Source organism: Acetobacter estunensis (assembly GCF_019083805.1).
Classification (GTDB): Bacteria; Pseudomonadota; Alphaproteobacteria; order Acetobacterales; family Acetobacteraceae; genus Acetobacter; species Acetobacter estunensis_A.
Map to the genome: position 1 here is coordinate 1 of NZ_JAHRDV010000006.1, position 23,653 is coordinate 23,653.

The following is a 23,653-nucleotide window of genomic DNA, read 5'->3' on the forward strand; positions in this document are numbered from 1 at the left end:
CTGCGCAGCCGCCGTAGTAGCGGCGTCCGGGGTAGCCTTCGGCGTATTTGTTGGTCAGCACGCTGCCCTGGGCCTGAAGCACGGCTTCGGAGACCATGTTCTCGGAGGCGATCAGTTCGATCCCGTCACGCTGGCGCTCAAGTTCGGCGCCAATCGCCGACGCAACAGCAGGGTCGACCTCACGCAGGGAGGCTTGGAAAAAACGATGCAGATCCGTCTCGCTCACACTGGAACTCCCTGTTTCCGAGCAGCACATCACATTGGCAGATAGGGTCGCGTTTCAGCTTTTTGGCCGCGCTCACCCTTGCCCTTGGCGCGCTTGTAGCCTTTTCGGGACAGGAAAACTACCATTCGTGGAAGGGCGCCACGTTCCGTCGCTCGTTTCTGTCAGAAAAAAGACCCCTGCCGTATGTCGCAACATTCGCTTTCCCCTCTCTCTTCTCTTTTTCGTCGCAAATCGATTGCCGCCGATGTGGGAGATGCGGGACTGAAACGGGTGCTTGGACCGCTCAGTCTGGTTGCCCTTGGGGTTGGCTGCACCATTGGCGCTGGTCTGTTTTCGCTGACGGGCGTGGCGGCGGGTAACAATGCCGGGCCGGCCGTGACGCTGGCCTATCTGGTGGCCGCCATCGCCTGCGGGTTTGCTGGGCTGTGCTACAGCGAGTTGGCGGGCATGATCCCCATCGCAGGCAGCGCGTATTCCTATGCCTATGTCACGATGGGTGAACTTGTGGCGTGGATCATCGGCTGGGATCTGGTGCTAGAATACGCCGTTGGTGCCGCGACGGTGTCGGTAAGCTGGTCGGGTTACGTCAATTCGCTTCTGGCCGGATGGGGGATCCATCTGCCCGCGCGGCTTGTGGCTTCCCCTTTCGAGACGGTGCATCTGCCCGATGGAACGCTCACGACAGGCGTGGCCAACCTGCCGGCGGCCTTTATTCTTATGGCCGTGTCAGCCCTGTTGATCCGCGGTACCTCGGAATCAGCAAAGGTGAACGCCGTCATTGTCACGATCAAGCTGCTGGTGATCGCGGCGTTCATTGCCTTTGGCATCTCCTATATCGAGACGGCGAACTATCACCCGTTTATTCCCCCCAATACCGGGACGTTCGGTCAGTTTGGCCTTTCAGGAATCATGCGCGCTGCTGGGACCGTCTTCTTTGCCTATGTCGGGTTCGATGCGCTTTCCACGGCCGCGCAGGAAACCCGCAATCCAAAACGGGACATGCCGATCGGGATACTTGGCAGTCTTGCGATCTGCACGCTGGTTTACGTCAGTTTCTCGCTGGTGCTGACGGGGATCGTAAATTATCGCGCGATGGCGTTCGATCCGGCGCCTGTGGCCACGGCCATCGACCGCACACACATCGCATGGCTTCAGGTTGCCATAAAACTTGGCATCCTGTGCGGTTTCACATCCGTATTGCTGGTTCTGCTGCTGGGCCAGAGCCGGGTTTTCTTTGCAATGGCACGCGACGGTCTGTTGCCGCCGCTGTTCAGTCGCACGCATCCGCGTTTTGGCACGCCATGGCTGTCGAACCTGTTTTTCATGGTGCTGACCAGCCTGCTTGCGGCATTTCTGCCTATTGCCGAATTGGGACACATGACCTCTATCGGTACGTTGCTGGCCTTCATCATCGTTTGTGTGGGCGTGCTGGTGCTCCGCAAACAGGCCCCAGAGGCGGAGCGGCGATTCAGAGTGCCGGGTGGCCCGGTTTTCCCCATTCTGGGCGTGGTGTCATGTCTGGGGATGATGGTGTCGCTGGACGGCCTGACCTGGGTCCGGCTGCTGGTATGGCTGGTGATCGGGTTGGGTGTGTATTTCGGCTATGGACGGCGGCATAGCCGGTTGGGGAAGGCTTGAAATGGACTTTTGCCGCTGAATACGGCCATTCCAGATCGTTCCACGCATGGGTTTCACACTCTGTTCTTAAATATAGTATGGAGTGTCAAAATCTGTGTACGACTCATGCCTGAGTGTCGGAACAAAATGTTTGTCACGTATCAGGGCGACTAGTTGGGAAGAAGGTCGATGAAAACGGCAATATGTTTGGTGGTTAAGAATGAAGCTGTTGAGTTGCCCTATTGGATAGCGTGGCATAGTTCTTTGGGTTTCGACAGTTTTATCATCTATAATGATTTTTCTGATGATAAAACGGAAGAGGTTATACTCTCTCTCAAAAAGGGTTTTGATATTCGCTACAAGCGGAATCATGTAAACCGGGATCGGCATGATATAAGACAAATTCGTGCCTATAATGATGCCTTGACCTGTTATGGACAGGAATTTGATTGGATTGCTTTTTTTGATGCAGATGAATATCTTGATTTGTACGGGAAGAACATAAAGTCATATTTGATGGGTCTTGGCGATGTTTCTCTGGTTGCATTTAACTGGTGCTGTGTCGGAACAAATGGTCATGTTAGTCGTCCGGAGGGGGCACCGTTTTTAAATTATATCAAGCACAGTGATGAAACAAAATTCTGGAATCGTCACACAAAGGTCATGTTCAGGCCAGACCGGCTTGAAAAAATGTATCATGTACATAACGCCAATGTGTCTGGTAGAAATGTTAACAGTGCCGGCCAAGATGTAATCTGGGAAGGACCGCATGGCGGCCTGACGCGGGAACAACCGACATGGGAAGGTGGTCGTCTCTTTCATTACCAGTCCCGGTCTTTGGAACATTATGTTAATCGTGACAGGAACCTGGAGGATGTAAGGCGTAATGAGAATGATCCTCTCCATCAGGTTACGAAAGATACGGAATACAGCTCTGTTGAGCGTGATATAGATCCAAATTATGTGAAATTTTTTAGAAAAAATATGGAGTATATTGTTTCGGTTCAATCTGAGAATATTCTTCAGACCATAAACAAAACACAAATTGGATTTGCGTCGGCTCTGGAAGATTTCTTTTCTCCCAAAGCTGTGGAAATATTCAATCCGGTCTATGAAATTCATGAACATGAGATCAGAGAACAATGGGTCTCTCTTCATGATTCTCCAGGAAACGCTTTATCTGAGCATTTTTCAGACAATGAAATTCTAGCATTTAATGTAAAAAATCATTTTGACGAATATCTGGTGTGCCGCGATGGGCAATTGGCGGTTGGCACTGAAGAAGATTTGAGGATTGTCGCGTTGTACCGAAAGGGAAGCGATTACGTCCATTTATTCTCACCGCGAGGCGAAGAAGTGAATGTAAAAGACGATCCACGGTATGTGACGGCTAAAACATACAAAATATGGGAAAACCGCGACAAAACGCTCTCTTTTTCTCATCCAAGAACTGGCCGATATATGGGCTTCACACCGGATGGCGATCACAATGTAAGAAAAATTCGCGCGTTGGAGTGGGAGAATTTTTCTTCGAAAGTCATTGAATTGGAAAGCTGTCATCCATTGATACGAGCCGCTGCGAATTATCTCCTTTCTGTGAAGGATATATATTCGTTAAGTAAGCATCCTAATGTTGGAAATTTAAAAAAGGACATTGTTATAAACGCTGTAACGGAATTGGATGATGTGTCCAAGAAAACAGTTTTGTTCTTGATGGACGGTGTGCTGGGAGAATATATTATTTAGTTTGCGTATGAATAGATACGGAGCGACTGAATGTCGATGATTAAATCATTTAATTTTCGGTTGTCAGTGTGCTCTGTAGGCCGGTCAGTTGGCGGAGTCTGAGGGGTATGTCATGCTGCCTGCGAGGTGATAGGCTTGTATTGTTTAATTATAACGGCCGTGAATTCGGGAAAAAAGATTAGGGTCTGACACGTTTGTTTTCATAAGCGCAATTTTGCGTGTTGTCTGGAGAGCATAGCTGTCCATGTGATGTTTGGCAGGGTCTGCCTTTCGATACGTGTAAGGTACTGCTGCAATAAGCGAACACAGATAGGAGAAAAGACCATGTCACAGCATCATGACGTTTCTGCTGAATCACTGGAACGACGTCTGAAAGAAGTGGAGCGGGATCTCGCTATCGCGGAAAAAGATCGCCCGGAACATGTCCACGCTCTGACCGCGGAAAAGAAGAAGCTGGAAGCGCAACTCGCGCAGCGCTGACGCGCCCTGTTGGAAATGAACGCCCCCGGTCACCATGGATGACCGGGGGTGTTGTATCAGCCCAGATAATCCGAGCGGATGCGGGTACGTGGCCGACGTGTGGCATCAGCGCCTCGTGCCGGCTGCTTTTCCGCAGTGGATTTCAGTGCCGGGGCGGCTGTCAGTTCGGCCTCAAGCTGAAGGATGCGCTTGCGCACGCTCTCGCGCAGAGCGGGAGCAGTGTGGGACTTCATCGACGCGAGGGTTTCCTTGAGGTCACGGAGCTGCTTCTGCTTCTCGGCAGGGGAGCGGCGGATCGGCTGGTTGTCCGAAAACTGACCGTGAAAAGCACGCATGATTTCAATAACCCATTCAGGCAGGAAAAAAGACCACGGCTTCATCATGAAGCCGAAATCATGACAATGAATGAAGAAACAGCATGTGCCGCAGGTCAGGCGTGAGACGGCCGGTCCTGCCAACAGGCCATCACGGACCTACGATCCGGTTCTGTTTCCAGTGAGGCGAAAGACGCCCGGAAAGGGCAAGGTGCCCGCTACGCGTTGAGGCGTAGAATCTCCCGCAATGCCTCTGTCAAAGCAGTGCATTGTGCGTCTGTTCCGATCGTCACCCTGAGCCAAGGTGATGTTCGCGGGCCTTTCAGGTGGCGCACGATGATCGCCCTTTCTCTCAAAGCGGCTGCCAACGTGGCAGCATCACGATCCGGATGCCAAGCGTAGACAAAATTGGCACTCGAGCGCAAGACCTCGAAACCCAGTTCTGTAAGAGAGGTCGCAAGTGTCGTGCGCGTGGCGATAACCTTGTTCACGCTTTGGCGCAGCCAGTCCTCATCTTCATAGGCGGCTAGAGCGCCGGCCTGTGCCAGTCGGTCGAGGGGATAGGAGTTGAAGCTGTCCTTCACCCGGCTCAGCCCTTCGATCAGGGCCGGATCACCTAGTGCGAATCCCACACGCAGGCCTGCCAGTGCCCTTGATTTGGAAAAGGTCTGCACCACCAGAAGATTGGGGTATTTTTTCACCAGTGGGACAGCGGTTTCTGCGCCGAAATCGACATAAGCCTCATCGATCAGGACCACGCGATCGGGGTGGGCCATGACGAGTTTCTCAATGTCCGCACGACTTAGCGCGATGCCGGTCGGGGCGTTGGGGTTAGCGATGACGATGCCGCTGTTTGGCCGGTCAAAGCCTGAGAGTGGCAGGTTCATGCCCGCATCCAGCGCCACGGTCTCGAAGGGAAGTCCGTACAGTCCGCAATAGACGGGATAGAAGCTGTAGGTGATGTCGGGAAACAGCACCGGATCGCCGTGATTGAAGAAGGCTTGGAAGGCGTGAGCCAGCACTTCATCCGAGCCGTTACCCGCGAACACATGCGCAGGCGTCAACCCCTCGCGACGGGCGATAGCTTCACGCAGGGCGAGCGATTCCGGATCGGGATAAAGCCGCAGACTGTCGTCCGACGCCGCGCGCATCGCTTCCAGCGCCTTGGGGGAGGGGCCGTAGGGACTTTCGTTGGTGTTCAGCTTGATGATGTTGTGAATCTTGGGCTGTTCACCGGGAACATAGGGCGTCAGGCGGTGAACGAGCGGACTCCAGAAGCGGCTCATTGGGTGATTCCGAAGAGTTCGAGCATGTCCGGTTGGCCCGCGCTGAGCGCCATGTCACGCGCGCTCTGTCCTTCGCCATCCTTGCGGTCCGCATCGGCTCCTGCGGCCAGAAGGCTGCGGGCCATGTTGGTGCGACCGAACATGACGGCAAACATCAGCGGTGTCCGCCCCACATGGTTGGGAGCGTCCACCTCCGCGCCATGGCCCAGCAGCATCGTGGCAATGGGCAGATCGCCCTTGAAGGCAACGCCCGCCAGTGCGGTTGAACCCTTGCCGTCAGGGCGGTCCACTTCCGCGCCGGATTCCAGCAGCAGGCGCACCGTGTCCGCGTGGCCGTTATAGGCGGCGAGAATGAGCGGCGTGTAGCCTTTTTCGTTGGTGATGTTCGGGTTGAGGCCAGCGCTGATGAACTCGCCCACCAGATCGGTCTGCCCATCCCGCGCAGCGTCAAGAAACAGGGTCTCGACCTCGCTCTGGTCGAACGTCCTGTCTTCGTGCTCCGACATGCTGTTCTCCTTTGCGTGCGCACCCATCGTGTCTCTCCTTACGCCATCTGCGGCGTCCTGCGAAGGACGTCAGACTTCAAAGACGCGCGTTTCACCGAAGGCGAGCGGCGCAAACGACTCTGGTGCCAGTCCGGCCCATGCAAGCGTCTCGGCCAGACAGCGCTGCGCCTCTCCCATCGGTTCTTGCGAGAGGGGAAAGGTGTCGAAATGCATGGCGACGCCGTGACGGGCACCCAGAGCACGAAAAGCCGCCACAGCTTCCACGGGGTCCACATGGACCTTTCGCAGGGCTGAGCGCGGGGCATAGGCTCCGATGGGAAGCAGCGCGACATCCGGCGAGCCCAGCCGCTCGCGGATGTCCTGCCAGTGCGGGCCATGTGCGGAATCGCCTGCGAAATACACAGAGCGGCAGGGTGTGCCCTGTGTCCGCAGCAGAAATCCACCCCACAGACGGCGCCCTCCATCGAAGAGCGAACGCTGCGCGAAATGACGGGCGGGCGTGCAGGTCACTTCGGTTGCTCCAAAGCGCAGACTCTCCCACCAGTCCTGCTCCACGATGCGTTTCAGTCCGGCCTTGCGGATCAGATCGCCATTGCCGATCGGCGTGATGACCAGCGGATTGTTACGTCGGCCCAAGGCGCGGAGGCTGGGCAGATCCAGATGATCGTAATGACAATGCGAGACCAGAATCAGGTCGATGGGCGGCAGGTCCACAAGTTTGAGCGCGGGCGCGCGAAACCGCTTCGGGCCGAAAAAGGAGACAGGGGAGCAGCGCTCGGAGAAAATCGGGTCCGTCAGAACGGTCAGGACGTGCCCGTCGGGCTGGGGAAGCCGCAACAGGAACGTGTCATGGCCGATGAAGGTGACGGATATCTGCCCAAGCGCGAGGGAGACATGGACATCCCCCGGAGCCGGTGGATCGACGATGCGCTCTGGCTGTTCTGAGAGGGTGGACAGCATCCAGCGCAGGAAGGGAAGTGGCCGCAACCCGCGCTTGCGACCGGGGACGATGGTCACATCCGGGTTGGCGTCATCGGGCCATTGTGGCGGTCGGGGTGCTTGCGCCCAGTCGGGTGGCAGCGGCGTATTGTGAAAGAGTTGCCCGGTGCAGTGATCGGATAATGGAAACGGATGTCTGACCATGAGGTGGGCTGCGATATGTCCGAAAAGGAAAGAGAAGAAAAAGGAGTGAGCGGTTCGCTGCCGCAAGGCAACCCCGCAGGGAGAATGGCCGGTTGTGGGTGTGGGCTTTTTCGTGATCGAATGAAGATTCGTGTAGCCGGAGCCATTTCTCATGTTCCTCGAACAGGTCTCGACCGACAGTATTCTGTCGGCCTTCATCTACGTCATCAGTGCGGTGAGTGTGATTCTGGTGCTGGTGGGGCTTGGGATGGTGGATGCCGGCCTCGTGCGCGCGGGCAATGTGCTGCACACATGGGTGCAGAAATTCGTGACCTGTTTTGTCGGTGGGCTGGCGGCTTTCCTGTTCGGTGACGCCATCTGGCAGTGGCAGTTCTATTCCGCCTTCGGCACACCTCATCCTCTCCGACAGGCCCTGTCGGACTGGTGGCTCGGCAGCGCGATCATGGCCGCACCCGCCATTACGCTGGACCCGAAGTTGGTGGCGGGTGCCGATACGCAGCAGGTGTTTTCGGTCTTCTTCGTGACATTCGCCATGGCAACGGTCGCGCTGGTTCACAGCGGGACCGTCGAGCGTATCCGCAGCGCCCCGCTTTACGTGATGGCCTTCGTCATCGGCCTGATCCTCTGTCCCTTCGCGGCATGGCTCACATGGGGGCCGCTTTCGCCTCTCACCAATGCCGGGCTGCACGATTTCGAGGGGGCGGTCGCCCTGTACGTCTTCACCGGAACATGGACGCTGGTGACGGCGTGGCGGATGGGACCACGGGCGGGTGTGTTCACGCCGGACGCGGAGGGACTGTCGCCTGCGCCGAACAGTTACGCTTCCGTCGCTACGGGAGCGCTGTTCGTGTTCATGGCCATTCCCCTGATTGCGCTCGGTTCGACATGGATCATGCCCGGCAAGGGCGTGTTCGGCATCACCATGGCGCAGACGGGCATTGGCGTGGTCATCAAGAACGTGTTCTGCGCGTTGCTGGGCGGCGGTGTCAGCGGCGCTATTCTGGCCGCGTGGCTGCGTGAGCCGGTATGGGTGTTTTTCGGTCCCATCGCGGGGGCCGTGATGACGGGCACGATTTTCGACATCGCCGGTTCGCTGGAGAGCGTGGCGTTCGGTGTGCTTGGCCCTGTGCTGGCGGTGCTGGTCTCGCGCGTGTTGGTGCGACTGCGTCTCGATGAGCCGAAAGTGGCGCCGCTGGCGTTCGGGCCGGGGATGTGTGGCTCCATTCTCGGTGGCATTCTGCATCGCGGCACGGCCACGGCCGGTTTTCCCGATCTCGCGGCACCCTACATTGTGGGACATGCCCAGATCGGGGCGTGGATGCAGATCGAAGGGGTTGTGACGATCATGCTGCTGGCCGCTGTGCCGGCATGGGTGATCTGTCGTGTGTTCGAGGCGACATCGGGGCTGCGTATCTCGCGTGATTGCGAGCGTGAAGGCATGGATGCGACCTATTGGGGTCGTCGGTAGGAGTGAAGCGGCGCGTCAGTTTTCAAACCGCGCCAGCCTGACCGCCGTGTGGGTGCGGGCTGTGCGGAAATTGGGCATCACGAGCATGCAATTATCGTAAGGCGTGCGAATTTCGTCGGGTCCGTCTGTGGCGATCAGCGTGTTGCGTTCAGGGATAACCGTTCCGCTGCAATAGGGCTGGGTAAAGGTGAAGCGGCCGGTTTGCGCGAGCACGCGGTGCGTGACGTGGACGATCCTTGATGCGGGGACAGGACGAGGTGAGGCATCGGTCACGCCTGTGACGGACAGAAAGCGCTTCACCGTAGCGCGCGTGACGTCCAGCGTGTCGAGTGACCAGTGCTGACCGGCTTCGAGAAGACAGGCGCGCGCTGAGCTGTGGGGGCGTGTGAAATGCGGCATGTCGATCAGCCGTGGTCCTGCCATGTGGCCGCCATCGATCACAACGAGTGGTGGCGTGCCGATGTCCGCGGCTAGTTCCGCGCCCATTGGGGAAGGGCCTGCGAGGAGCAGGGGATCGCCCGGCCAGAGCATGGAATGCAGGTCGAGCAGTGTATCGACGGTCTCGATATACGGCAGCAGTTGATGGACACGTCGTTGCTCCTGTGAAGAAGAGACGGAGCGGTTCGTCCACAGGCGGTTCATGTCCTCTTCCACGAAACGGGAGCGGATGGGGGTTTCGCAGGAAAAACGGGCGAACGCTTCGAGATTGAGAAAGATCAGCGAAAGCGTGCCACGGTGCGGGCGAAGTCGGGCGCGGAGCAAGTCGGCCAGCACGATGGCGCCTGCGTATTCATTACCGTGCATGAGGGCGGTCAGGGCGACATGCGGACCGGATTCGACGGCAGTGAAGCGATGCACGCCGGGAAGATCCGTATTGCCCTTGAGCCATGGCGACAGATCGGGAGGCGGAAGCTCGAAGGGCAGATGTGGCAATGGAGAGGGAGCGGGCGGAAGCCGGTCTGACAGGCGGCGCTCGGGTGTGATCCGGACGGGCAGGTCTCCGACTGCCGGGAGGCGGGGACTGGATGTCATGAATGTCCAGCGGGCAGGGAGCGAAAAAAGGCTCTCCTCGAATGATAGCTGAAGCTGGACGGGTGCAGGGCTGGCATGTCGTCAGTATTCACGCCTGCGGCAGGTGCGACAATCCCGCATGGAGGGACAGCTACGGAAATGTGACCGGGGCCGGATGCAAGGGTTGTGCGCGTTTTGCGACACTCTCTTACTGGACGCGCAGGGGCTTTTGGGGCACGGGAGGGAAATTGGCTGCGATCCGTTGGCGGCTGTGATCGTTTTTTCGACGTCCGAGAGTTTTCTGGATTTGTCTCCTGATTCTGAAAGAAGACTGCATCCGCTGCACCGTTTGTGGCGGTGTCTGCCTGCCGCGCCGCGTCGCCGGGGACTGGCGGAAATTGGGGGGCTGCTGGCTCCACGGGCGACATGGCCCGCCCCGCGAGTGGGAGATGGCCTGATCGTGGGCGGGGAGACGACGCGCGCATCCGGACTGGGGGAGGGTGCACGTGTCATGCGGCGCGCCTGCAAGACGCTGGACATTCCCGCGACTGAGCTACAGGCCAGCCTTCTGGACGGCACCCGGGCGCAAAAGTCTCTGACACCGGATGCGGCGCTGGTCTTGCACATGGACGCGCCCTCTCTGCCTGTGGCTCTTCTGCGGCTGGGCCGGTCTTTTGTGCGTAATCGCAGGGTGGTGGGATATTGGGCGTGGGAATTGCCCGTCGTGCCGACCACATGGCGGCCGGCGACAGCCTGCGTGCACGAGGTATGGACGCCCTCGCGCTTTTCCGCACATGCACTGGAGACGATCATGCCGGGGCGCGTGCGCGTTGTGCCTCATGCGCTGGCCGCCGCAGATGTCACGCCGTCACGGATGGATCGCGCGACGTTTGGGCTTCCTGCCAATGCGGTGGTGGTGCTCGTGTCCTTCAGTCTGGCGTCGAGCTTTGCACGCAAGAATCCGCTCGCGGCCATACGCGCGTTCCGGGATGCTTTCGGTGAGCGGTCGGATCGGTTTCTCCTTCTGAAGGTGACGCACGCCCGGCACTATCCTCAGGATATGGCGCAACTGCGGGCGGCGGTGGCGGGAGCGTCCAATATCCGCATTGAGGAGCGGTTGTTTCCAGCCAACGATTCACTGGCGCTGACACAGTGTGTCGATATCGTGCTGTCGCTGCATCGAAGCGAAGGGTTCGGGCTGGTTCCGGCGGAAGCCATGTTGCTTGGGCGTACGGTGGTGGCTACGGACTGGTCCGCCACAGCCGAGTTTCTGGATGCGGAATGTGGGCTTCCCGTGCCGTACCGGTTGATCCCCGCGCGTGATCCAAGAGGCGTGTTCGAGGCGGAGGGGGCTGTCTGGGCTGAGGCCGATGTCCGCGCTGCGACGACACATCTTCGCCGCGCGGCCGATGATGCCGCCTTGCGGCAGAAACTCGGCAGCCGAGCGCGGGATGTTGCACGGCAGCGTTTCAATGGGGATGAATTGCGGGCGGCTTATGCTGCGCTGCGAGGGGATGAAGCAGCCGTCGCTTGGCGTGATAAGGCATGGACGTCATGACGCGCGTTCTGGTCTGGCAGTGGGGACGGCGCGGAGGCGGTCCGCGTTTCGGGCTTAATCTCGCGCGGGCTTTGGCGGCGGTGCCGGGGTGCGAGGTGCTGCTCTCCCTTTCGCGGAGAGCCGAACTGCTGGACGCTTCCGATGTCGAGTTGTCCGGCACTCCGCCGCTCTGGCTGGTGGAGACGTATGGCGGACTGGGTGGTCTCCTGCGTCGACTGGCGATTGGGCCGCTGGTGGTGCGCGGATTGGTCAAGCGGCTGCGGGAATGGTCGCCAGAGCTGGCGATCTGCGCGATGGCGGGGCCACTCGATCTGCTGATGGCGACCGCGCTCTGGTGGGTGAAGGTTCCGCTGGTGGTGGTTGTGCATGATGCTGTGCCCCATCCCGGCGATGGTTTTCCCTTTCAGCATCGCCTTCAGACATGGTTGGTGCGTCGGGCGAATGTGGTGGTGGCGCTCACCCATCATGTGGCGCGCCAGCTTGAAGGCGACCCGAGAATGCACAAGCCGGTTCTTGTGGCCTCGCTTCCACCTTATGAGCATGTGCCGCAGAGCGTGCCCGCGGTTGCGGCTTCGCGCGCTCCGGGGCCGTTGCGCTTGCTGATGTTCGGACGTCTGCGCGCTTATAAGGGCCTCGATCTTCTGGCGGGTGCTCTTGAACGACTGCCTGAAACCGCACGCTTCGAATGTCGCATTGTGGGCTGTGGCCCGGACCTTCCCGAACTGCATCGGCTTGCGGGCATGCGGGGTGTGCAGGTGGAGAACCGATGGGTGCCGGAAGAAGATATCGGGCCTTTGGTGAAATGGGCCGATGTCATGCTGCTTCCCTATCGTGAAGCGAGCCAGAGCGGAGTGGGCGCCATCGGTGCGGCGGTGGGGCATCAGATACTGGCGACTCAGGTGGGTGGACTGGATGAGCAGTTCGCGACATGTCCGGGTGTGACCCTGTGCAGGCCCACGGCGGAAGCATTCGCTAACGCTTTGCAGGACATCCTTGCGGCAGGACCGATTGTGCAGCCTGTCCCGGTAGATGGAGGGCGCGAAGCGTGGAAAAAAATGGCGACGCAGTTGCTCTCCGACATTCGCCGGATTGGCTCAGTGGAGAGCGAGAGCGGCCGTGCCGAGGCTGGCGCGTCTCTTGCAGCTACTGAGGATGCGTCGCTGTTTCTGCTGCCGTCCGTGAGGAGCGGCGGCAGATCCTGATTCCTTCTCAGTAAGGAGCAGGGGCAACGGGATAAGCGGGAGCCGCGTACGGTGCGGCAGGGTAGGGTGTCGCCGGATAAGGCGTGGCGTAGGGCGTGGCAACGGCCCCGGTGCCAACAGCCGATCCAGTGATAATGGCTGCAATGACACCGGTGGCGATGGCGGTCAGCAGAAACTGGTTGCCCGCCTGTACCCAACGATAACCATAGGGCGGCGCGTAAAGGCCGGGATAGCTGTTCCAGTTGGAGATCCATGGAGCGCCACCCCAGTAACGCTCCCCCCGACGCCATGTCTGGGGCGGTTGCATCGGACGGCCACGATCGTATCCGCCGCCATGATTCCGGTCTCCGCCACCACCACGGGGGCCATTGCGCATGTCATGTCCCATCGGGCCGCCATGTTGGTTCGGTCCCCCACGACCGCCACCCGGCATCGGTTGAGCCATGGCGCATATGGGGGCCGCACCCATGAGGGCGGCCAGAGCCAGTGTGAGGGCTTTTGTCTTCAAGCCTGATCTCCATCGAAGATGCGTGACGATTGATGCTGATCGTCAATGACTATCATGTAGCGCGCGGTAGATGGCACGAACATGGCGTGAAAGATTATCATTTTGAGAGATGACCGCCACTCGGCAGGCTGATGTGAGGGGCGATGCGCTTTTAGCAGTGTTGTCCCTGACCTTTTGGGGAGGTTGGGTGATAGTGGGTATTAAAATCCATTTGAAAATGCGAATATAAAAGGCATTGCTTCTGCCCATTCGGAATTTAATTCCTATTTCGTAAATTATATCGTGTCTTTGGTTGTATCTATAAATTTCTGTTCTGTGATGTAATTTGGTAGTTCGTTCATTACTCGATCAACAGTTTCATCGTATAGTTTGTTAACTGTCTCTATGAGTATTTTTGCTCTATTTACATGTCCTCTTTTGTATGCTGCATCGGCCTCTTTTATAATTTGTTTGCTTATCTTATCAAGCATATAAACTCCGTTTTTTTTTGGAATTGGTGTGGTATGTTTTATGCGTGCATATTACAAAAGAACTTTCATCAAAACAACAGAGCCTTTGTATTTTAAAATTTGGAAAAATATATTTATAAATTTATTTTTTAGAATAAGTTTTATATATAAATATATAGTATTTATGAAATTTTATTAAGTTCTTATCATGTTGGTTGTTGGAAGTGTAAAAACCTCCTGTTCACACCCATTATTTAAATAAAATATTTAGAAATATAAAATATAATAAGTAAGTATATTCTATATTGGTGCTCATAAAAAGTTAAATGTACCAAATTAAACATCGTGTCGGCAAGATGGATGCCTGCTTTCCTTTATATGGAGTATATTTATGTGGTATTAATTTGTAGGGAATTCTCACTTTAGAGACTTTTTAATTATTCTATGAAGAATATACTTGGTGTAACATTGAGTGCTTGGCTGAGGTGAATAATCTGATCAGCATTAGGGCGTTTTTTCCCATTTTCAAATTCGATGATATCTGTTTCAACTATTTTGGAACGCTCAGCGAGTTCACTCGTTGTGAGAGAATAGCTTTCCCGAATTTGCCGCAGTTTTTTTCCCACGGATTGTGTCAGCTTATCGTTATTCGATTGCGTCATTTTATGGATATTCCCCATCCCCACAGTCCAACCTCTCTTTTGATACAACCAGTGGGGCAATTCCGCCACATTGCACTTCTAAGTAGCAATGTTGCGATCTAATTTGTCATTTTTCGTTCCACTATGAGATGTCACATGTGCTGTCTCATTCCACGTTGTCCACGATAAAGGTCCCCTTTTTATGAAGCATCAGCTTTTGGCTCTTGCCGACGAAAAGTTCCTTGCAACTGACTTCCTGGGAGCGGCCCAAGCCATCCACAAGTATATGAAACTTTTCGCGGCCGACTTAGAGCCTACATCTCCCGCCTCAACCCTCTTAACGGATGATACTGCTCAAAGGTTGCATCTCAAGAATGAGATTGATGAATAACACCCATCCACCAAGCGTATCGTTTCCGCGACACTTTTGTCTATCTGGCAAAACGATATTGTAAATAATGCGCAATGCCAAAGAGGTTGAAAACGTCTTGTCGTTTCTGGCTTCAGGATTATTAGGCTTCCAGTCGTTTGCTGGAAGTTATCCGCGCCCTTCCATAAGCTTGCGCACCAATGTGACGGCTGCGCCCGCGATGGCCACGCTGAGTCCGATAATCAGCGCTGCCACTGGTTTCTGACGTTTCTGGAAATCTTCGCTCATCTTTTCCATGAAGAGGCTCCTTTCTCAGGATCGATCAGGGATGTTGCCGCTCGTGTGCAGGCACGCTTCAAGAAACGTCACGCTGCGTGACCAGGCGAGGTGCTCGGCCTGCGCGTTATAGCTGCTCGCACGGTCCCGATTGCCAAAGCCGTGTCCTACGTCATCGTAGACGAACATCTCGACATCAGCATGCTTCTCACGAATGGCACGAATATCCTGAGGTGGGATGGAGGCGTCCTGACCGCCGAAATGCAACTGCACGGGGCAGTGCGGCTGGGCATCCACATGTTTGGCAATGCCCGCGCCGTACCATCCCACCGCTGCGGCGAAGTCGTGCGTCTTTGTCGCGGCGTCCCATGCCAATGTGCCGCCCCAGCAGAAACCGATGATGCCTACCTTGCGATGCGGTGCATGCGCGTGGAAATGCGCCACACACGCCCGCAGATCGGCCAGCGTTGCTTCCAGAGGAATGGCGGCGCGCAGGGCGAGACCTTCTTTCATGTCCTCGGGTGAATAACCCAGTTCTACCCCGCGCTTCGCTCGATCGAACAGGGCGGGCGCCACGACATGAAAGCCCTGTTCAGCAAAGCGATCCGCCACGGAACGGATGTTGTGATTGACGCCGAAAATCTCCTGCACGACGACCAGCGCGTGCGGCGCATCGTGATGGCCAGCGTGATAGGCGCTCAGTTCGTGGCCGTCAGCGGCAGTCAGGGTGATGGTCTTGCTCATGGCTGCTTCTCTCATTGCGTGGTGCGTCATGTTGGGCGCGGCCAGTGCAGCGCTGTCAACACAGGAGAGAAACGAAGGTGCCATGCTGCCGCGTGTCAGATATGGCTCCAGCCCAGACGGTCCATAGGAAAGGGTGAGCTATCGGCGCGGCAGACGGACACGCCGGAGAGACCGGCGTCGAACCGACCGATCCGGGTGACGGGAACGCCGCCTCTGGCGCAGCGGGCTTGCAGACGTTCGGTGGCGTCATCCGGCACGGCGAGGAGCAGTTCATAATCATCGCCGCCGCTCAGACAGAGAGCCAATCGTGCGGGATCGGTGTCCACCACCGCGCGCGCGGCGTCCGAGAGTGGCACGGCGTCTGCATCCAACCGTACGCCCAGTCCGCTTTCTCGTGCCAGATGGCCCGCGTCCTGCGCCAGACCATCCGAAACATCCATCGCGGCATGGGCGATGCCGGCAAGCTCCAGCCCTACGCGTGGGCGTGGCAGGCGGTAACGGTCCGTCAGCCAGCCGGTTGGATCCGGTATCTCACCCAGAAGCGCCTTCAGGCCTAGAGCACCGTCACCGATTGTGCCCGTGACCCACAGCCCGTCTCCGTCGCACGCGCCATTGCGGCGCAGTGCCGTGCCGGGTGCGACATCGCCAAGAATGGTGAGGGACAGCACCAGCGGCCCGGGTGTGGAGGTCGTGTCGCCGCCCAGCAGGGACACGCCGAATTCGCGCTGGTCTTTCGCCAGTCCATTCGCAAAGGCGGCGAACCACGCTTCATCATGCCGTCCGTCGCTTTTTGGGCAGGCGAGGGTGAGCAGCCAGCCAAAAGGACGTGCGTCCATGGCGGCGAGGTCGGAGAGGTTGCTGCGTAACAGCTTGCGCCCAATGGTCTCGGCCGGGTCGTCCGGCAGGAAATGGACGCCTTCTACCATGGCATCGGCTGCCACCACGAGTTCGCGCCCCGGTTGCGGCGCAAAAACGGCGGCGTCATCTGTCAGGTCGAGCGCACCCGGACCGGCAAGCGACAGGAAATGACGCCGGATGAAGGTGAATTCATCCGGTAGGGAAAGGGAGGAGGTCTCTTTAGTCCTGTCCGCTGGCATGAGCGGCGTCATTCTCAGAGGCGGCGTTGACGTCCGTTGGTGTAATGGCCGCTCTGTCTTCGGTAACGATAGGAGTATTCTTTGCCAGCAGACGCTTGCCGAGGGTGTCGAGCAGGCCGTTGACCAGCTTCGGTTCATCCCCGGAGAAGAAAGCGTGCGCCACGTCGAGATATTCGTTGATGACGACTTTCACTGGCGGCGCGTCCGACTCTTCCATCTCGGTGATGGCCACCGTGAACAGGGCACGCAGCACCGGATCAAGGCGGTCGACCGGCCACGTTGAGGGTAGTGTTTCACTCAACTGCTCCCGCACGGCGTCCACATTTGCGGCGGCATTGCGGGTCAGGCGCGTGAAGAGGGTGATGTCCGGATCGGGAATATAGCCGTCGTCATAGGACTCGCCCGCCAGTGTCGTGCCGAAACGATGCTGCACGAACTGTACAATGACGTTTTCGGCGCGATCATTGCCCTGCTCGATCTGGAACAGCGCCTGAACGGCGGCGACGCGCGCGGCGGTGCGTGGGCGCAGGGCCGGTTTCAGCCGGTCATCTGAATGGGCCATCGGCGTCCCTCCTTGTCCAATCGTGGTGCGGGGCGGGCTTCATGACGCCTTTGAGCGTGCAGGTCCAGCCCCGACGGCCGTATTGACGGTTATTTCGGCTCTTCACGGCGCTGATCGTCAATACGTGTGAGAATTTCGGAGAAATCCTTGGTTTCGCGGAAGTCGCGATAGACACTGGCGAACCGGACATAGCCCACCGCGTCGATGGCGTGGAGCGATTCCATCGCCAGCTCACCGATGTGATGGGTGTTGATCTCGCTCTCTCCCGAGGCTTCCAGCCTGCGCACGATGCCGCTGACCATCTGTTCGATCTGCTCTTCCGACACGGGGCGCTTGCGCAGGGCAATCCGGATGGAGCGGGCCAGTTTCTCGCGATCGAAAGGCGCGCGACGTCCATTCACTTTCACCACGATCAGTTCGCGCAACTGCACACGTTCAATGGTGGTGAAGCGTTGTCCGCAGGTGGCGCAGGCGCGGCGGCGGCGGATGGACGTGCCGTCTTCCATGGGACGACTGTCCTTCACCTGTGTTTCGGCTTCGCTACAGAACGGACACCGCATACGGGTTCCTTTATGAGAGGTAAGAGAGAAGACCGGTGCGCGAACCCTGCCATGCAGGCCGCGCCATGATCCTCTCGCGCGTGGCTCGTGTTATAGCCGCTTGCGGGATGGATGTCCCGCATCGGTCACGCGACCATCATGTCAGTGTCCGGATGCTGTCAGGATTTGAGGAGCCGGTTTCATGGGTCTGGGTGAAGTGCTGCGCGTGCGATCGGTAAGAGCGGCGGGATGGTTGGGTGGCGTGCTGGCGTTACCGCTTGCCTTTGGAATGATGGCAACCGCTTTGGCCGACAGCGCGAGCCACATGGCTGATCCTACGGCTGGCAACCCGCAGGCTCCGATGGCTGCGACGGATCTGCCGGGACAGGAGCACGCGGCCGAAGATGTGACAATCCGCGATGGCTGGATGCAGCATGTGGGGCCGGGTGGAGCGCATCTGGGCATCTATTTCACGGTCGAGAACAAGTCGGACACACCGCATCTGATCGACGGCATTACGTCGCCCTCCTGCACAGCTATGTATGGTTATCACTCCGACCTTGAAGTCTCCTCGCTGACACGCGACCTGTTCAAGCATCTCACGCTGCCCCCCAATCAGGGGCTGACGTTTCCGCCGGGTGGGTATCATCTGGTGTGCGAGATCGGAGACAAGGGAGAGGTTCGGGAAGGCTCGGAAGTGGCTGTTCGGTTTCATTTCCTCGGGGGATCGGAGAAGATCGTGAAGTTTCAGGTGCGGGCGGCACGGCCTTATTTCGGGCCGACTTAAGGTCCGCTCGACCGGTTGCGCTGTCTGAGCGCGCGTCTGTGGCTTGAAAGCGGTCTCACGTCACCGCTCCAGCGCTCTCGAAAGAGAAGGGCTGATTCATTCGGCCGCGACGATATTTTTTCGGAACACGTTACGTCGCGGTGGCGTTGATGTGCGCGACGGGCATTAACCGAATTCCCGCTTCGGTTGTATGTTAATAAAAAATTAGGCATATATTGCGCGCGTTGCAAACGGAGGTAGCGATGAGTGACGGGGAATCGCGAAGCGGCAATATCGATGCCCATGTGGGAGCCCGTATTCGGTTGCGCCGCACGATGCTCGGACTCTCGCAGGAAAAGCTGGGAGAGGCGATCGGCCTGACCTTTCAGCAGGTCCAGAAATACGAACGCGGCACGAACCGGGTCAGTGCCTCACGCCTGTTCGACATTGCCCGTGTTCTCGATGTGCCCATAGGCTTTTTCTATGACGATATGATGCGGGAGGACGGGCAGGAGTCCGCCGAGGCATCCCCTGTTACCGGTTTTGCTGAAGCGCAGCAGAGCTTTGGTGGGCCACCGTCCACGTCGGCTTTCAGTTCGTCACCAGTCGATGTCGGTCTTTTGTCGCGGCGCGAAACGCAGGATCTGGTGCGGGCTTATTACCGCATTCCGGGTGAAAAGGTGCGCAAGCGCGTGCTGGAACTTATCCGTTCTCTGAGTGTCACCGACGATCCGGAAACTGGCGGTTCAGGTTCCAAGGAACCGTTCGCTCTCTAAATTCACAGCGCCTCAGACAAGAGGCGGCGGCATGAGCGGGGTCCAGTGCGTTGGTTTCGCATGCGGAGCCTCGACCCAGGAGCGTAGCTGCGGATCCCACCGGTCCAGCCACAGATAATCGCCACGCCCTTTTATACGCAGGAAAAGAAAGACAGCCGTTCCGTTGAGGGGCGCGGTCGCGATGGGACGCCAAGCGTGGTCCACAAACGCGGTGAGAGCCAGTTGCATTCGCGTGCGATAGAGAGCTTTGGCCTTGGGGTCGAGAGTGTCCCAGTCCCCTTCGCAATAGGCGTAATAAGCACGCGCTGCCACTTCGAGTTGATCTGGAGAGATTACGGCGGCTGCGGTTGCAGGGGGCCGAGGTGGGCGCGGGACAAGGGACACGGGGGGCATGAGCCTCTGTGCTGGAGTGAATGCCAAGAGTGGCATGACGACGAACACGTAACAGGACTATGGCGGAGTGATGATGAACGACAAGGAAATCATGCCGTCATAATGGTTGGGGCGCGTAACAGTTCAATGGCTACGGCATGGCACGTGACGTTCCCCCGATTTTGCACTACACGCAAGGATCGAGAACGCACGAGGAACGGGGAAGCGCCATGGCAGGCAGCGTCAACAAGGTTATTCTGGTCGGCAATCTGGGGCGCGATCCGGAAGTGCGCACCAGCCAGAGCGGCCAGAAGATTGTCAGTCTCTCCGTGGCGACGAGCGAGACGTGGAATGATCGCGCAAGCGGTGAGCGCCGCGAGCGCACGGAATGGCATCGTGTCGTGGTGTTCAACGACCGTCTGGCGGATGTTGCGGAGCGCTTCCTGCGCAAGGGTCGCAAGGTCTATCTCGAAGGCACGCTCCAGACCCGCAAATGGACCGACCAGTCCGGGCAGGAGCGTTACACGACGGAGGTTGTGCTGGACCGTTTCCGTGGTGAACTTGTGCTGCTCGATGGCCGTGGCTCCGGTGAAGGGGAAGACGGCGGCGGTAGTTATGGTGGTGGCTCGATGGGCGGCGGATACGGTGCGCCTGCGGCTCCCCGTCAAGGCGGTGGTGGAGGTGGCGCGCGTGGCGGCACGGGGCCGGCATCACCCGGAGGGTGGGATGCGCCGAACAACGATCTGGATGACGAAATCCCGTTCTGAGCCAACTGGCAGGCGGTTTTTCCGTCTGAAACTGGGCAAGTCACCGAAAGCCGATCAGCCTTTATGCTGGTCGGCTTTTTGGGGGGCTTTGATCCCGCTTTATTTTCGTTTTCGTCCGGTGCTTTTCGCGGGTGCGGGCGGTTTTGCCGCAGGGAAGCCGGGAATGGTGCGGATCACGCGCTGGACATGTTCAAGCGTGATGAGGCGCGTACATTCGAACTGACGCGGCGTTCCAGCATGACGCGGACACCACAGAAAATCCTTATGGTCGAAGCGTAGCGTAGGGTCGTGCCAGCATGAGTTGCAGGCGTGCCAGTTGATGATGCGCCAAGGCGTGTGAAATTCGTTCACCGGGTGGGTGAAGCCCGAAATCATCACTACCTTGCAGCGTGCGGCCCAAGCCAGCCAGGACAGACCGCTCGATAGACCGACAAAGAACGCCGCGTGGCGCAGCCAGCGCACCCGCTCGGCCAGAGACCGGTTGCCCGTCTGGTCTTCCGCGCCGTAGGGGATATGGTTCCAGACGATGCCGCTGCCATGCACGGGCTTCTGGTCGATGCAGATCACGCGGTAGCCGCTCTCGCGCAGGAATTGCACGAGCTGCCGCCAGCCATCGGGGTTGTTCCAGTATTTGCACTGTGAACTGCTCTGCGCGGCGATGCAGACATAGGGCTCGTCGATAGGGGGCGTGGGATCCTCGTCGGGGGCCAGATCGGGCGGCTGCTCCGTCGGGTCCACGCCCAGAATGTAGCCCGCCGTGCGGTGCAGACCGACCAGCCGGAAGTCGCAGGGCTGCCAGATATTGGTCTTGTCGTCGAAAAACAGACCCAGCGTGTAGGTGGCGTAGAAGGTCTTGAGCCGGTCGCTGCCTTCGAGTTCCTCGGGTGTGACGAAGTGGATGTGTGGGTAGGTGTCGCGAAACAGCGGGATGATGGAGGCGGCCATCGAGCAGGTGACGCGGCAGCCGCGCGTGTCGGCCAGCCGCGCGACGTAGGGAAACCAGCCCAGCGTGTCGCCCAGCGTACCGACGGGGAGTTGCACCAGCACATCGCGGTCGCGGCAGTCGAACTCGTGGGCGAAGACGGTGCCGGTGGCGTCCTTCACCTCGATCCCGAAGCGGACGTAGAATCGCTTGGCGCTGTTGACGGTGGCCTTGCCAGCCGTGGTCTCGAACAGGGTGTTGCCGGTGTCGAGATCGGTCAGGCGGATGGTCCATTTTCCTTCGGGAAGCTGGACCCGGCAGCCGAGATTGAAATCGTAGCGCAGGCCGCCGGGGCCCTCCTGCGTGGGCAGGGCTGCGGGCTCGACGAAGGCGCCCCTGCCGGGTTTGGGGTCGTCCGAGGGCGGGCTGTTGGCCGCCTGCGCGGAAGAGGAGGCGATCGGGGCGCAAGCCGGGGCATCGGCAACGGCGGCGTCAGTATCGGTCATGAAAACGTCTAATGCCTGTTGTCTGTGCGAGACGCGACCAAGGCCGCGACGATGAAAATGGTTTTATCGAATCCAGACGGTCAGGCTCTCAGACCCTCAAGGTTCACCGGCTGCGCTGGCGCCCCCGACAGCATCCTGCCCCCGTCCTGATTGTCCGGCATACGTATGATAGGTGAAGGAAGAGTTGTACGGAGCGGCCACGGGCGCGATGAAGCGCGTGGGAACGCCGAAGAAATTGAACTGCGTCGCGCCGTTATTGGCATCGCGGGGAATCTGCTGCGCTTCGATGGAAGGCAGGGGAGAGCCGTGCGGCGTCTCGCGGATGGACAGCGGGTAGCGCGCGCTCAGCGTCTCGTCGAAATCCTCGACCGGTGTGTAGCCATCAGGCAGCGGCTGCGCGCCCTCCTGCGATTCCAACGAACGGGGATGCGTCTCGGTCTGTGGGGAAGGGAGTGTGGTGTCGGTGGTTATCGGCGCTTTGTGGGCCGCATGGCGTGGCGCGGCCAGAACGGCATTGTCTGGGAGAAGCGTCATGCTGGCCACCAATGCCAGTAACCCGCCCGTCATGCGGGCCGGTAAAGCGACGGAGCGCCGGGTGGCGGGAGAGGATGCGGGCATGGCACAAGGTTCCGTGACAAAAGAGCGGACCAGAGTCCGACGTATGACGCTTGCGGTCAACGAATGTTTCCGCAACCCTGCGCGATCTTGGGCGCTTGCGCTATGATGGATGCATCGAACACAACGGGACGAGGGCAGATGACGGGAAGCACGGGAAGCCAGCTTGCTCCAATGGCACTCACGGACGGGCAGATCCTGGAGCTTGAGCGGGCGCTGGAGCAGGTGGAGACCGGGCGCGGTGTTCTGGTGCGCATGGCCGATCTCATGGGCGGCGCCGTAGGCCACGCCGCGCGGCTTGGTCTGCAGGGGCTGGGCATGACGCCGCGGATTCAGGAGAAGCTCAAAGGCATTGCCGAGACCGCGATTTCTCGCGCCTTCGATGTCGCTCTGTTGGGAATGTCGGGTCCGGCGGCAAACCTGCGTGCGCCTGAGGATATCCCCACAGATGGCAAATCGGTGCGTGACCGCGCCCTGCAGGCCGCCGTGGCCGTCTCCGGTGTGGTGGGCGGGTTTACAGGTGTGGCAGGGCTTGCGCCGGATATCGGCTTCACCACCTTGACCATCATGCGCGAGATTGCGCGGATCGCTCGTGAAGAAGGCGAGGATCTGTCGGATCCAGAGGCGCGTCGGGCCTGTCTGGAAGTCTTCGCGCTGCGGGCCTTCCCCAACATTGGAGAGGGACGCGAGAGCGAACTGGGTTATTTCTCCGCCCGCACGGTGCTGAGGGGGCGCCCGGTGGTGATGCTGATCTCGGAGGTCGCGTCCCATTACGGGCTGGCGCTGGGCCATAAGGTCTCGCTCCAGCTTATGCCCGTGGCGGGGGCGCTCTGCGGGGCTTCGCTGAATGCGGCGTTCCTTGCGCATTATCAGGCGCTGGCCCGCGCGCACTTCACCATCCGTCGGCTGGAGCGCCAGCATGGACCGGTCGTGCGCGATACCGCTGTGGCCCTGCGCGATCAGGCCGTGGCCCGCGCGACGGGCGAAGACTGAAGTCTTTCGGCTTGGGAAGGGATCACGCCTCTTCCCGGGTCGCGATCCACGCCGCGAACAGGCCGACCAGCAGATAGATCACGAACAGGGTTGCCGCCATTGGCGCGTAATGCGGCGCTACAAGCGGAACGATGGCCCAGACCACGAGAGCGGCCATACAGGCGTAGAGCATATGCATCGGGCTGATCCTGTC

General features: G+C 58.8%; 26 protein-coding genes and 1 pseudogene. 10 read left to right on the forward strand and 17 right to left on the reverse strand.

From position 1 onward, the window contains the following. Positions 1-226: pseudogene (gene glyA, locus KUA11_RS09070) on the reverse strand (serine hydroxymethyltransferase); the annotation flags it as partial. Between the two features lie 183 nt (positions 227-409). Between glyA and KUA11_RS09075 the strand changes: the two are divergent. The 3 genes from KUA11_RS09075 to KUA11_RS09085 all read left to right on the forward strand — a co-directional run bounded on the left by KUA11_RS09075 (position 410) and on the right by KUA11_RS09085 (position 4,069). Further along, complete coding sequence (locus tag KUA11_RS09075; protein WP_217409999.1) at positions 410-1,864, forward strand: amino acid permease; 1,455 nt, start codon at positions 410-412, stop codon at positions 1,862-1,864. A 168-nt stretch (positions 1,865-2,032) separates the two neighbouring features. Next, a complete protein-coding gene (locus KUA11_RS09080; protein WP_217410000.1) occupies positions 2,033-3,589 on the forward strand; it encodes a glycosyltransferase family 2 protein in 1,557 nt (518 codons plus the stop codon). A gap of 324 nt (positions 3,590-3,913) precedes the next feature. Then, on the forward strand, positions 3,914-4,069 hold the full coding sequence (locus KUA11_RS09085) for a hypothetical protein (protein ID WP_166317576.1): 156 nt from the start codon (positions 3,914-3,916) through the stop codon (positions 4,067-4,069). 56 nt (positions 4,070-4,125) lie between these two features. On the opposite strand, the gene KUA11_RS09090 is transcribed toward KUA11_RS09085, so the two are convergent. From KUA11_RS09090 to KUA11_RS09105, 4 genes are all read right to left on the reverse strand, one after another. Then, positions 4,126-4,404 (reverse strand): hypothetical protein, encoded by a 279-nt coding sequence (locus KUA11_RS09090; RefSeq protein WP_217410181.1) that lies wholly within the window; start codon positions 4,402-4,404, stop codon positions 4,126-4,128. Positions 4,405-4,601: 197 nt separating this feature from the next. Further along, complete coding sequence (hisC, locus tag KUA11_RS09095) at positions 4,602-5,669, reverse strand: histidinol-phosphate transaminase (RefSeq protein WP_217410001.1); 1,068 nt, start codon at positions 5,667-5,669, stop codon at positions 4,602-4,604. Beyond that, complete coding sequence (locus KUA11_RS09100) at positions 5,666-6,175, reverse strand: ankyrin repeat domain-containing protein (protein ID WP_217410002.1); 510 nt, start codon at positions 6,173-6,175, stop codon at positions 5,666-5,668. Before KUA11_RS09100 ends, hisC begins: the two co-directional genes overlap by 4 nt. A gap of 69 nt (positions 6,176-6,244) precedes the next feature. Next, positions 6,245-7,318 carry an MBL fold metallo-hydrolase gene (locus KUA11_RS09105; protein ID WP_217410003.1) on the reverse strand — a complete coding sequence of 358 codons (1,074 nt, stop codon included), beginning with the start codon at positions 7,316-7,318 and terminating at the stop codon, positions 6,245-6,247. A 151-nt stretch (positions 7,319-7,469) separates the two neighbouring features. Between KUA11_RS09105 and KUA11_RS09110 the strand changes: the two genes are divergently transcribed. Then, the gene (locus KUA11_RS09110) at positions 7,470-8,786 is read left to right on the forward strand and encodes an ammonium transporter family protein (protein WP_217410004.1); all 1,317 of its coding nucleotides are present in this window, start codon (positions 7,470-7,472) and stop codon (positions 8,784-8,786) included. A gap of 15 nt (positions 8,787-8,801) precedes the next feature. On the opposite strand, the gene KUA11_RS09115 is transcribed toward KUA11_RS09110, so the two are convergent. Then, positions 8,802-9,818: a M14 family metallopeptidase gene (locus tag KUA11_RS09115; protein WP_254454816.1), complete on the reverse strand. Its 1,017-nt coding sequence runs from the start codon at positions 9,816-9,818 to the stop codon at positions 8,802-8,804. A 286-nt stretch (positions 9,819-10,104) separates the two neighbouring features. Here KUA11_RS09115 and KUA11_RS09120 point away from each other — a divergent pair, with 286 nt between their 5' ends. Then, complete coding sequence (locus KUA11_RS09120) at positions 10,105-11,355, forward strand: glycosyltransferase (RefSeq protein ID WP_254454817.1); 1,251 nt, start codon at positions 10,105-10,107, stop codon at positions 11,353-11,355. Continuing rightward, positions 11,352-12,557, forward strand: a complete 1,206-nt coding sequence (locus tag KUA11_RS09125) for a glycosyltransferase (RefSeq protein WP_254454818.1) — start codon at positions 11,352-11,354, stop codon at positions 12,555-12,557. The genes KUA11_RS09120 and KUA11_RS09125 overlap by 4 nt, the downstream gene beginning before the upstream one ends. A gap of 7 nt (positions 12,558-12,564) precedes the next feature. Here the strand turns inward: KUA11_RS09125 and KUA11_RS09130 are convergent, their stop codons facing one another. From KUA11_RS09130 to nrdR, 7 genes are all read right to left on the reverse strand, one after another. After that, positions 12,565-13,065 (reverse strand): RcnB family protein, encoded by a 501-nt coding sequence (locus KUA11_RS09130; protein ID WP_254454819.1) that lies wholly within the window; start codon positions 13,063-13,065, stop codon positions 12,565-12,567. A gap of 886 nt (positions 13,066-13,951) precedes the next feature. Next, a complete protein-coding gene (locus tag KUA11_RS09135; protein ID WP_217410006.1) occupies positions 13,952-14,176 on the reverse strand; it encodes a helix-turn-helix domain-containing protein in 225 nt (74 codons plus the stop codon). Between the two features lie 517 nt (positions 14,177-14,693). Continuing rightward, entirely contained in the window at positions 14,694-14,822 is a 129-nt protein-coding gene (locus KUA11_RS17715; protein WP_302480884.1) for a hypothetical protein, read from the reverse strand. 15 nt (positions 14,823-14,837) lie between these two features. Then, positions 14,838-15,545 (reverse strand): dienelactone hydrolase family protein, encoded by a 708-nt coding sequence (locus KUA11_RS09140; RefSeq protein ID WP_217410007.1) that lies wholly within the window; start codon positions 15,543-15,545, stop codon positions 14,838-14,840. Positions 15,546-15,640: 95 nt separating this feature from the next. Further along, positions 15,641-16,642, reverse strand: a complete 1,002-nt coding sequence (gene thiL, locus KUA11_RS09145) for a thiamine-phosphate kinase (protein WP_217410008.1) — start codon at positions 16,640-16,642, stop codon at positions 15,641-15,643. Further along, a complete protein-coding gene (nusB, locus tag KUA11_RS09150; RefSeq protein ID WP_217410009.1) occupies positions 16,623-17,204 on the reverse strand; it encodes a transcription antitermination factor NusB in 582 nt (193 codons plus the stop codon). The genes thiL and nusB overlap by 20 nt, the downstream gene beginning before the upstream one ends. An 89-nt stretch (positions 17,205-17,293) precedes the next feature. Continuing rightward, the gene (gene nrdR, locus KUA11_RS09155; protein WP_166317605.1) at positions 17,294-17,764 is read right to left on the reverse strand and encodes a transcriptional regulator NrdR; all 471 of its coding nucleotides are present in this window, start codon (positions 17,762-17,764) and stop codon (positions 17,294-17,296) included. 181 nt (positions 17,765-17,945) lie between these two features. On the opposite strand from nrdR, the gene KUA11_RS09160 reads away from it, so the two are divergent. Together KUA11_RS09160 and KUA11_RS09165 are read left to right on the forward strand one after the other, a co-directional pair. After that, entirely contained in the window at positions 17,946-18,530 is a 585-nt protein-coding gene (locus KUA11_RS09160) for a copper chaperone PCu(A)C (protein ID WP_217410010.1), read from the forward strand. Between the two features lie 242 nt (positions 18,531-18,772). Further along, complete coding sequence (locus tag KUA11_RS09165; RefSeq protein WP_217410011.1) at positions 18,773-19,285, forward strand: helix-turn-helix domain-containing protein; 513 nt, start codon at positions 18,773-18,775, stop codon at positions 19,283-19,285. A 12-nt stretch (positions 19,286-19,297) separates the two neighbouring features. On the opposite strand, the gene KUA11_RS09170 is transcribed toward KUA11_RS09165, so the two are convergent. Beyond that, entirely contained in the window at positions 19,298-19,678 is a 381-nt protein-coding gene (locus tag KUA11_RS09170) for a hypothetical protein (RefSeq protein WP_217410012.1), read from the reverse strand. A 209-nt stretch (positions 19,679-19,887) separates the two neighbouring features. Between KUA11_RS09170 and ssb the strand changes: the two genes are divergently transcribed. Next, complete coding sequence (gene ssb, locus KUA11_RS09175) at positions 19,888-20,424, forward strand: single-stranded DNA-binding protein (RefSeq protein ID WP_217410013.1); 537 nt, start codon at positions 19,888-19,890, stop codon at positions 20,422-20,424. Between the two features lie 99 nt (positions 20,425-20,523). On the opposite strand, the gene KUA11_RS09180 is transcribed toward ssb, so the two are convergent. Both KUA11_RS09180 and KUA11_RS09185 read right to left on the reverse strand, forming a co-directional pair. Further along, a complete protein-coding gene (locus KUA11_RS09180) occupies positions 20,524-21,852 on the reverse strand; it encodes an autotransporter strand-loop-strand O-heptosyltransferase (protein WP_217410014.1) in 1,329 nt (442 codons plus the stop codon). 96 nt (positions 21,853-21,948) lie between these two features. Next, a complete protein-coding gene (locus KUA11_RS09185) occupies positions 21,949-22,470 on the reverse strand; it encodes a hypothetical protein (RefSeq protein WP_254454820.1) in 522 nt (173 codons plus the stop codon). Between the two features lie 138 nt (positions 22,471-22,608). On the opposite strand from KUA11_RS09185, the gene KUA11_RS09190 reads away from it, so the two are divergent. Beyond that, the gene (locus KUA11_RS09190) at positions 22,609-23,460 is read left to right on the forward strand and encodes an EcsC family protein (protein ID WP_166317618.1); all 852 of its coding nucleotides are present in this window, start codon (positions 22,609-22,611) and stop codon (positions 23,458-23,460) included. A gap of 22 nt (positions 23,461-23,482) precedes the next feature. Here KUA11_RS09190 and KUA11_RS09195 read toward each other — a convergent pair whose 3' ends face one another. Then, positions 23,483-23,638, reverse strand: coding sequence for a hypothetical protein (locus tag KUA11_RS09195; protein ID WP_217410015.1), 156 nt, complete (start codon positions 23,636-23,638; stop codon positions 23,483-23,485). Positions 23,639-23,653 lie beyond the last annotated feature (15 nt).